The following is a 7057-nucleotide window of genomic DNA, read 5'->3' on the forward strand; positions in this document are numbered from 1 at the left end:
TATTTATCCATAATTTCAGCAATTAATGGATCTACCTCTCTTCTTCTTTTCTTAACCATAAAAACCTCCTCAGTTTAATAGATTATACTCTATCAACTAAGAAGGTTAAAATTAATTTACACTAAATTTGGGATACGCCCATATTCAAAATTATCTATGATTATACAGTTTCGATCTTTGAAGCTTGAGGACCTTTATCACCTTGAATGATTTCAAAAGTTACTTCTTCTCCATCTTGTAAAGTTTTGAATCATTCTTTTGCAATTTGAGAAAAGTGTGCGAAGTAGTCGTTTCCATCTTCTGCTGAAATAAATCCAAATCCTTTATCATCATTAAACCATTTAACTGTTCCTTTTAACATGTGTGTTACCTCCGTAAAATTTTAATACAAATAAGTTTTTCTTAAAATCCATTTAACTTTCAACCCTATTGAAGGGCTTCTTAACCAATGAAGCTCTTGTCTCACTCTCTGTTACTATCAATATAGTATCACAGATGTTACAGATAGTAAAGTTTTATTCAAATATCCTAAAAAGGGCACTTAGATAAACTAAATCTATTTGTCTTTTTTTAGTTGTGTAACTATGATTTTCAAGACTATAATCAATATCATGTTATCTAACATGATTAAAATATAAAATCGCTTAAAAACAAAATTATAGGCATTAAAACTTAAATTAATATGGTATACTGGATAAAAAAATATAAAAATTAGGGGGTTTTATGAAAGATTTGATAGTTCGGGAAGCTGTAATTTCAGATGCTAAAGAAATATATAATATTTTTATGAAAACTTCGGATGAAACTGAATTTTTGGCTTGTAATTCGGAAGAAAGAAAGGAAGATGGTTTTACAGTTAAAAGTCAGGAAAAACGAATAGAAAACATTATTAATTCTAACAATAAATTATATATTTGTGAGTATGATGGGGTATTAATTGGTATGCTTGGAATTAATATTTTTTCAAGAAAAAGACTTAGCCACAGAGCAACTTTTGGTATCAACGTATTAAAAGACTTTTGGGGAATAGGTGCAGGAAGTTTGCTGATGAATAAGGCTGTCGATTTTTTCAATTTAAATAAAAAATTAACAAAATTTGAACTGGAAGTTAGAAGTGATAATATACAAGCCATTAATCTTTATAAAAAATTTGGATTTGAAACAGAAGGAGAAATTTCTAGATATTTTTGTATTAATGGTAAATATTATTCTGCATTTCTAATGTCATTGATAAAATAAAGACTCTTTTGAGAGGCTTTTTTATTTTAGAGTTATATTTAATTTTTTTCTTTAATATGATCAAAATTAATATTCGTATACTCTTGGTGGCAAAAAAAGATTTAACTCCGTGTATCTCAGTATCCTCTGTGTACAGGAATGTTGATCTTGTAATTTCATAACAATCTCATACATCTGCATAAGTTCAACTACAGTGTTATATTCATAACTCTAAGTTTCAGTTATCTGCATTGAAAGTTTTATAGGAAAAATAAGTTTCCCTCCCCCTCTTTATGCTATAATATTTTATAATGACTAAATTTAAAATTTGAGAGGATGAAGATTAATGAAAATAGGAAAATTGACTGCTTCACAACTAAAAGAAATAATATTTAATAATATAAAGAAAAAAAGAAAGGAATTTTTAAATTCCCCAGGAATAGGAGATGACTGTGCCGCTATAGATCTCGGAGAAAAGGTATGTTATATCAGTAGTGATCCTATAACCGGTGCAGTTTCTGAGATAGGGAAATTAGCAGTAAATATAACTTGTAATGATTTGGCTACTACAGGAGTAGAACCTATGGGTATCATGGTAACCATATTAGCTCCTCCGTCTACAAGTGTAGAAGATCTAAAAAATATCATGGTGGATATGGAATCTGAATGTACTGTATTAAATATTGATATCTTAGGAGGACATACAGAGATTACCGATGCTGTAAATAAGATCATAGTCTCTGTGACTGGGCTAGGATTTGGAACTAAGGCTCACTATGAAGATAAAAAAGAAATTTTAGAGGGAGACATAGTATTACTTACTAAAGGAACTGGAATAGAGGGGACGGCTATCATAGCCTATGAAAAAGAGGAAGAATTAAAAGCTGTGTTGTCTCAATATGAGATTAACCATGCAAAATCTATGATGGACCTAACTAGTGTAGTCAGAGAAGGTCTGCTATCGTCAAAACTATCTAAAGGGATGCATGATGTGACTGAAGGGGGGATATTAGGAGCTATTTGGGAAGTTGCAGAACTTTCTAGATTAGGAGTTACTATCTACCATGATCAGCTCAATGTTTCTGACGTTACCCATAAAATTTGTGATTATTATAAGATCGATCCATTAAAATTAATTTCCAGCGGATCCATGCTTATAGTTGTATCTCCTCAAAATAAAGATGAACTACTCGATAAATTAATATCAAATGAGATTCCTACTTTTGAAATAGGTTATTTCACACAAAATGTCGAGGAAAAATTTATGTATAACTCCGAAGATCAAAGGTCAAATATATCTGAACCAGAAAGTGATGAACTCTACAAAGTTGTGTAAAAAAAAATCTTAGGAGGGATTAGATGAAGGTATCCATATTAAAAAAAATAATTGAGCTTAGAAAAAATGGGGAAAAATTAAAGGCTTTAGAAATTATAAAAACCTATCTAAAAGAAAATTCTAATGATTCTATAGCTAATTATCAATGTGCATGGTGTTATGATGCATTAGAACGGGAAAAAGAAGCTATTCCTTATTATCTTAAAGCTATTGAAAATGGACTTTCTAGTGAGAATTTAGAGGGGGCTTATCTAGGTTTAGGAAGTACCTACCGCTCTGTAGGAGAATATAAGAAATCAGAAGAAATTTTTGAAAGGGCTATGAGTGAATTTCCAGACAATAAAGATTTTGAAGTTTTCTATTCTATGACCCTCTATAATCTAGGTGACCATAAAAAATCTATGGAAATATTGCTAAGAATTATAGGTGAAACTTCAAATGACACTAAAATTAAAAGTTATAAAGATGCTATTTTGTTTTATTCAGATAAATTAGATGAAATATTTTAAAGTTCTTTTTTGTCACGAATTACACGAAGGATATATCAATATTTTGATTCATGATTATAAAAAATATTAAATATGAATAAAAGAAAAATATTAAATGTATAAACTTCTGCTGCTATAGCACAGGAGTTTTTTTATTTTCTCGGTTAAAATCTGCATACATTTAATTTTTTTTATTGGGTATAGAAAAAATTAATATTCGTATAATCTCTGCGTAATCTGCGACTAAAGTTTTTTTCTCCATTTTCAATTATTCTCTCTTATTGCCCTCCTAGGGCCTCCTAAAAACTTCCCCTTGTGATTATACCCCTGTAGTCGAAATATGCCAAACTACAAAGCCTTCAAACCATTGGTACTATTGGGCTTGAAAGGTGAAAAACAGTTTAGTCCATTAAGAGGACTAAAAGGGCCACCCATTACCCTAAAGGGGTTTAAAAATACCCTTAAAGGTAGCATAAGTAGCCTTATTTCACTTGGGAATTACAGTGATTTAGAATTTGTTTTCAAGTTCTTGCTTTCTTAAGTTTTCGCCGTTAACTGTATAAACTAGACCCTTTCCAAGTTGCATAATCTTGTCTGAAAGTCGCTCAAATTTCTTACTTAAAAGCAAAATTATGCTTCCACCTTCGATATTATTGGGATCTTCCTTCATAAATTTTATTATTTCCTTTATAGCTTCGTCTCTCATCTCGTCGATCTCTTCATCATCAGCTAAAAGGGAATACATTTTTTTTTCATCTCTTTCTATGAAGGCCTCGATATAGATCTCAAATATATCATTAACCTTCTTTGCCATCTCCTCTATGATATAAATATGTTCACCTGTGCTGTCATTATATTTTTTGAGTTTTCTAAGAAGTTTGAGATTATTTTTTAAAAGGTCTCCCATTCTCTCTAACATTTTAACACTGTCGATAAAGGTGAGAAGAGCTCTTAAATCTCCGGCAGCTGGTTGGAATCTAACTATAGCGAGGATAGAATCCTCTTTTATCTTTACCTCATAAGAATTTATTTTGTCTTCTACTACCTTTGCCTCCCCATAGAGAGATTGAATAAACACTCTTTTTTCAAGCATCTCCATATTTATTTTGAAAAGTCTGTCTACATTTTTAAACATTTCTATAAAATTTTCTGTTATACCATCTATTCTTTCGTGAAGATTTTTCATTTTAACCTCCTGGATTTTTTAGGAGTTTCAAACTCCAATTTTTTTTTATCCAAATTTACCTGTGATATAGTCTTCTGTTTTCTTGTTATCAGGATTGGTAAAGATCTTCTCTGTCTTGTTAAATTCTTCCACCATACCTTGGTAAAAAAATCCGGTGTAGGTAGAGATTCTTGCAGCCTGCTGCATATTATGAGTGACGATGATTATAGTATAATCTTTTTCTAATTTTCTTATTAATTCTTCTATCTTTGCTGTGGAGATAGGGTCGAGTGACGATGTAGGTTCATCCATCAAAAGTATCTCTGGTTTTACTGCGATAGCTCTTGCTATACATAATCTTTGTTGTTGTCCACCAGAAAGTCCGAGAGCTGACTTATGAAGTTTATCTTTTACCTCATCCCATAAAGCTACCGCCTTTAGACTCTCTTCCACTATTTCATCTAAGACGTTCTTATCTTTTTCACCATGAAGTTTTGGACCATAGATGATATTTTCATAGATAGTCTTTGGGAATGGATTTGGTTTTTGAAATACCATTCCGACTTTCTTTCTGAGTTCAACTATATCGTATTTCTTAGCGAAAATATCATCTCCATCTAATTTAATTTCACCCTCATATTTTGATATATCTATAAGGTCATTCATTCTATTTATAGATCTTAAAAATGTAGATTTACCACATCCAGACGGTCCGATAAGAGCCGTTACTTTATTTTTATGAAAATCCATATTTATATTCTTTAAGGCCTGAAATTCTCCATAGTAAAAGTTAAAGTTTTTTACTTCCAGCCTGAGTTCATTATTTTTCATCCTCTCTCCTCCTAAAATCAAAGTTATATTATTAAACAGTTTAAAACCTATCTCTGTTTATTAAATTTTGTTCTTACATATGCTCCCAACAAGTTAAACCCTACCGTTATTGCTACTAAAACAAATAATGTTCCATCCATATTAGCTTTTGGCATATTAGGTACCTGGGTAGCTATTACATATAGGTGATACGGTAATGTCATAGTTTGATCCCAGATACTCTCTGGTAAAAATGGCAGATAAAATGCTGCTACAGTAAACATTATCGGGGCTGTTTCTCCTGTTGCCCTAGATATACTCAAGATAACTCCTGTAAGTATCCCAGGTGATGCCGCCGGGAGAATAATTTTCCATATAGTTTCCCATTTGGTTGCACCCAATGCTAGGGATGCCTCTCTCAAGTGATTTGGTACTGCCAATAATGATTCTCTAGTAGCTGTTATAATTACTGGCAGACACATTATTCCAAGGGTCAAAGAACCTGCCATAATCGAAGCTCCCATTCCCATATATATTACGAAAAAAGCCATCCCAAAAAGTCCATAGATTACACTGGGTATTCCAGCTAAATTAACTATTGTAAGGTTTATAGTTCTTCTTATCCAATTGTCCTTGGAATATTCTACAAGATAAACTCCTGTAAGTATTCCAAATGGTACAGATACGATGATAGTTCCTAGTGTAAGATAGATGCTTCCTATGATTGCCGGAAAAATTCCTCCTGCTCTCATTCCATCTTTGGGAGCTTGACTTAAAAATTCCCATGAAATAGAGGGGATTCCTGTAAAGATTATATATCCTAAGATGAGAACTACTGGAAGTATAGAAAGTAATCCTACTACCTTTATAGAACTCTCTATTATTTTTTCTCCTTTTCCCTTGAGTATACTCATTATTTACCTCCTTTTAATATTTTATTTTCCCATTATCTTTCTAGATTTGTGTATAAAATGATCAGCTATTGTATTTGTAGCAAAACTGATGGCGAATAACACAAGTGCTACTGCGAAAAGAGAATAATAATGAGTACTGCCATGTACTACCTCTCCCATCTCAGCGGCAATAGTTGCCGTAAGTGTTCTTACCGGTGAAAGTATTCCAGAATTTAAGATGGGTGCATTACCCGTCACCATAAGTACCGTCATTGTCTCCCCTATGATCCTTCCAAACCCCAGCATGATTCCTGCGAATATCCCAGGGAACACTGCCGGTAAGACTATCTTAATTATGGTTTCTAATTTATTTGCTCCTAGAGCTAAAGATGCTTCCTTATAAGATTTATCCAGTGCTCTGATTGAATCATCTGAGATACTTACCATAGTAGGGATCGACATAAAGGCTAATAATATACCACCTGTAAGTGCTGTAAGTCCTGTATTTAATCCAAAGAATTCCTTGATTGGATTAGAAAGAACATATAATCCTATATAACCTAGTACTACTGAAGGTAAAGCTGCCATAGTTTCTATAAGAACTTTAAGTCCCTCTCTAGTTTTGGGTTTTGCATATTCAGCTATATATATTGCTGTGATCAGACTAAGTGGTACAGATATTCCAAGCGCTACCAACGTTACCCAGAAACTTCCCATAAATAATGGTAACAATCCATATTTATCAGAAAGGGATATCCACTCCCTTCCCATAAAAAAATCTCCTATGGGAAAATCTGTAAAAAACTTCATACTGTTTATGAAAACAAAGAAGAATATTGAAAATACAATTATTATATTAAATCCTGCTATCCCGAAGATACTATTTTTCATAAATAAATCTTTATTTTTTCTTATATTCATTATTTTTCCTCCTTATTTATAATTATTATTTTAAATTTATAACCGATTATTTTACAGTTATAAACTTAAAATAATAGAATTGTATTACCAACCCCTATTCAATTGTAGGGGTTGGCGATGATTAATTCATTATTTAACTGGAACGAATCCTTCTTTTTTTACTACTGCTTGTCCTTTTGGTGAAAGTGCAAATTCTACTAATTTAGCCTCAACACCTTTTCTATCT

At 31.9% G+C, this 7057-nt stretch carries 7 protein-coding genes and 1 pseudogene; 3 read left to right on the top strand and 5 right to left on the bottom strand.

Annotated features, from left to right (window positions below; genetic code table 11):
- Nucleotides 1-160: 160 nt before the first annotated feature.
- Nucleotides 161-361: pseudogene (locus tag V5784_RS02035) on the bottom strand (cold-shock protein).
- 362 nt (nt 362-723) lie between these two features.
- Here V5784_RS02035 and V5784_RS02040 point away from each other — a divergent pair.
- The 3 genes from V5784_RS02040 (at nt 724) to V5784_RS02050 (ending at nt 3063) form a co-directional block, all read left to right on the top strand.
- Nucleotides 724-1239 (top strand): GNAT family N-acetyltransferase, encoded by a 516-nt coding sequence (locus V5784_RS02040; protein WP_336887383.1) that lies wholly within the window; start codon nt 724-726, stop codon nt 1237-1239.
- A gap of 325 nt (nt 1240-1564) precedes the next feature.
- Entirely contained in the window at nt 1565-2554 is a 990-nt protein-coding gene (locus tag V5784_RS02045) for an AIR synthase family protein (RefSeq protein WP_336887384.1), read from the top strand.
- A gap of 23 nt (nt 2555-2577) precedes the next feature.
- Entirely contained in the window at nt 2578-3063 is a 486-nt protein-coding gene (locus V5784_RS02050; protein ID WP_336887385.1) for a tetratricopeptide repeat protein, read from the top strand.
- Between the two features lie 487 nt (nt 3064-3550).
- On the opposite strand, the gene V5784_RS02055 is transcribed toward V5784_RS02050, so the two are convergent.
- The 4 genes from V5784_RS02055 to pstC are packed head-to-tail and all read right to left on the bottom strand — an operon-like array spanning nt 3551 to nt 6831.
- Complete coding sequence (locus V5784_RS02055; RefSeq protein WP_336887386.1) at nt 3551-4228, bottom strand: PhoU domain-containing protein; 678 nt, start codon at nt 4226-4228, stop codon at nt 3551-3553.
- Nucleotides 4229-4273: 45 nt separating this feature from the next.
- Nucleotides 4274-5038 (bottom strand): phosphate ABC transporter ATP-binding protein PstB, encoded by a 765-nt coding sequence (pstB, locus tag V5784_RS02060; RefSeq protein WP_336887387.1) that lies wholly within the window; start codon nt 5036-5038, stop codon nt 4274-4276.
- A 47-nt stretch (nt 5039-5085) separates the two neighbouring features.
- Nucleotides 5086-5931, bottom strand: a complete 846-nt coding sequence (pstA, locus tag V5784_RS02065; RefSeq protein WP_336887388.1) for a phosphate ABC transporter permease PstA — start codon at nt 5929-5931, stop codon at nt 5086-5088.
- A 21-nt stretch (nt 5932-5952) separates the two neighbouring features.
- Nucleotides 5953-6831 (bottom strand): phosphate ABC transporter permease subunit PstC, encoded by an 879-nt coding sequence (gene pstC, locus V5784_RS02070; RefSeq protein WP_336887389.1) that lies wholly within the window; start codon nt 6829-6831, stop codon nt 5953-5955.
- Nucleotides 6832-7057: the final 226 nt, after the last annotated feature.

The sequence above is a fragment of the Psychrilyobacter sp. genome, assembly GCF_037132775.1.
Taxonomy (GTDB): Bacteria; Fusobacteriota; Fusobacteriia; order Fusobacteriales; family Fusobacteriaceae; genus Psychrilyobacter.